Genomic DNA, 1,330 nt, shown 5'->3' on the forward strand with positions numbered 1-1,330 from the left:
GGCCGGGGCCGGGGGAGGTGCCTTCCGCCACCACCCGGACACCGTCCAACAGAATGCGGCACTCGGCCTTCGTGTTGCCGGCCGGGAGAACCTCCACCCGGGCCTGCTCCCCGACCCTGACGAACACCGTCTTCTTCCAGGGCAGGCTCACCGGGCCGGTCGTCTCCTTCTTGTCCGCGGAGTCGTTCCGGTCGGGGTTGTGGCTGTAGCGCACGTCCTCCGCGCGCGGCGGCGCGCCGGCCTGGCCCGCCGTGGCTTCGTAGGTGATCTCCCAGGCGGCGCCGGCCTTCTTGGCGAGCCAGTCGCTGTTCACCAGGACGGCACCGCCCACCGCCAGCCCGGCGAGGGCGAGGCCGCCGACCGTGAAGGCGAGGCAGGAGGAGCGGGGCATGGGAGCTCCAGTCGTTGATCGCGGCGCGGCCCCGCGACTGCGGGGCCCTGCCGACTGGTCGGATTCTTCCCCTCAAGGCTAGGTATGCCGGATTTGCCCCGTTGTACGACCACCGGAGGATTCCGGGTCCCCCTCGGGTCCCACTCCTGCCGTCTCGGCGGCGCACGCCAAGGGCAGGTCATGGATCTGTTATGCGAAAGTAATGTCACCCTCCGAAGCTGCCGGTCCGGAGGATCGTCGTCCGATGCCGATCGATGTGACGGAGCGTCATGTCGGGCAGTGGTCGTGTGCGGAACTTGTGGGAGAAAACGGTATGAAGATCACTGCTGTCACTCCCCTTGCCTGAACCGGCGGCACACGAAAGGCTCCTGGTGGCCGGGGGGCGCCACGTAGGACCTGCCCGGCCTCTGTCAAGGGTGCGGGGGCCCCGCGCGGCAACGCGGAACCCCCTCCCCGCCATCGTGATGCGCTTGGGAGGACATCATGGCGAAGACCGCCACCCCGGTTGACGGGGCGCGTTCGACGATAGTAAGGCTCGGGTTCGTCGCGTCGTTCGCGGCGGCGGCACTGGTGGGCTTCGCGCCGCTGGCCAGCGCCGGCGGCCAGAGTGCCAACCTCAACAACTGCTACTCGACCTGGGGCAGCACCGGCACGTCGGCGCACTGCTACAACACCTCGGACGCGGGCTACTACCAGAACGAGGCCTACTGCGGCGGCGTGGACTACGACCGGGCGTCCGGCTGGACCTACATCTCCAAGGGTTCGACGATCAGCAACTGGGGTCAGCTGAACTGCACCTGGTCCATCCGGTACTCCGACGTGTGGTTCAAGTACTAAAGCTCCGAACCCACTTCGCGAGGAGTGGGCGCAAGCACTGTGAGGCACGGCCGTGGGGGCCCGGGGGGGGCGGGGCGCCCCGCCCCGGGGGGACAGGGCCCC

At 69.2% G+C, this 1,330-nt stretch carries 2 protein-coding genes; one reads left to right on the forward strand and one right to left on the reverse strand.

Annotated features, from left to right (window positions below; translation table 11 throughout):
• Positions 1–391 (reverse strand): hypothetical protein (locus ACFRMQ_RS19985; protein WP_380731818.1); only part of this gene is annotated, 391 nt, incomplete at its 3' end.
• A 483-nt stretch (positions 392–874) separates the two neighbouring features.
• Here ACFRMQ_RS19985 and ACFRMQ_RS19990 point away from each other — a divergent pair.
• A complete protein-coding gene (locus ACFRMQ_RS19990) occupies positions 875–1,228 on the forward strand; it encodes a hypothetical protein (RefSeq protein WP_380731819.1) in 354 nt (117 codons plus the stop codon).
• Positions 1,229–1,330 lie beyond the last annotated feature (102 nt).

It is taken from the genome of Kitasatospora sp. NPDC056783 (assembly GCF_042789895.1).
Classification (GTDB): domain Bacteria; phylum Actinomycetota; class Actinomycetes; order Streptomycetales; family Streptomycetaceae; genus Kitasatospora.

Coding starts and splice junctions, on each gene's coding strand:
- ACFRMQ_RS19990 (WP_380731819.1), top strand. CDS start 875: ATGGCGAAGACCGCCACCCCGGTTGACGGGGCGCGTTCGACGATAGTA.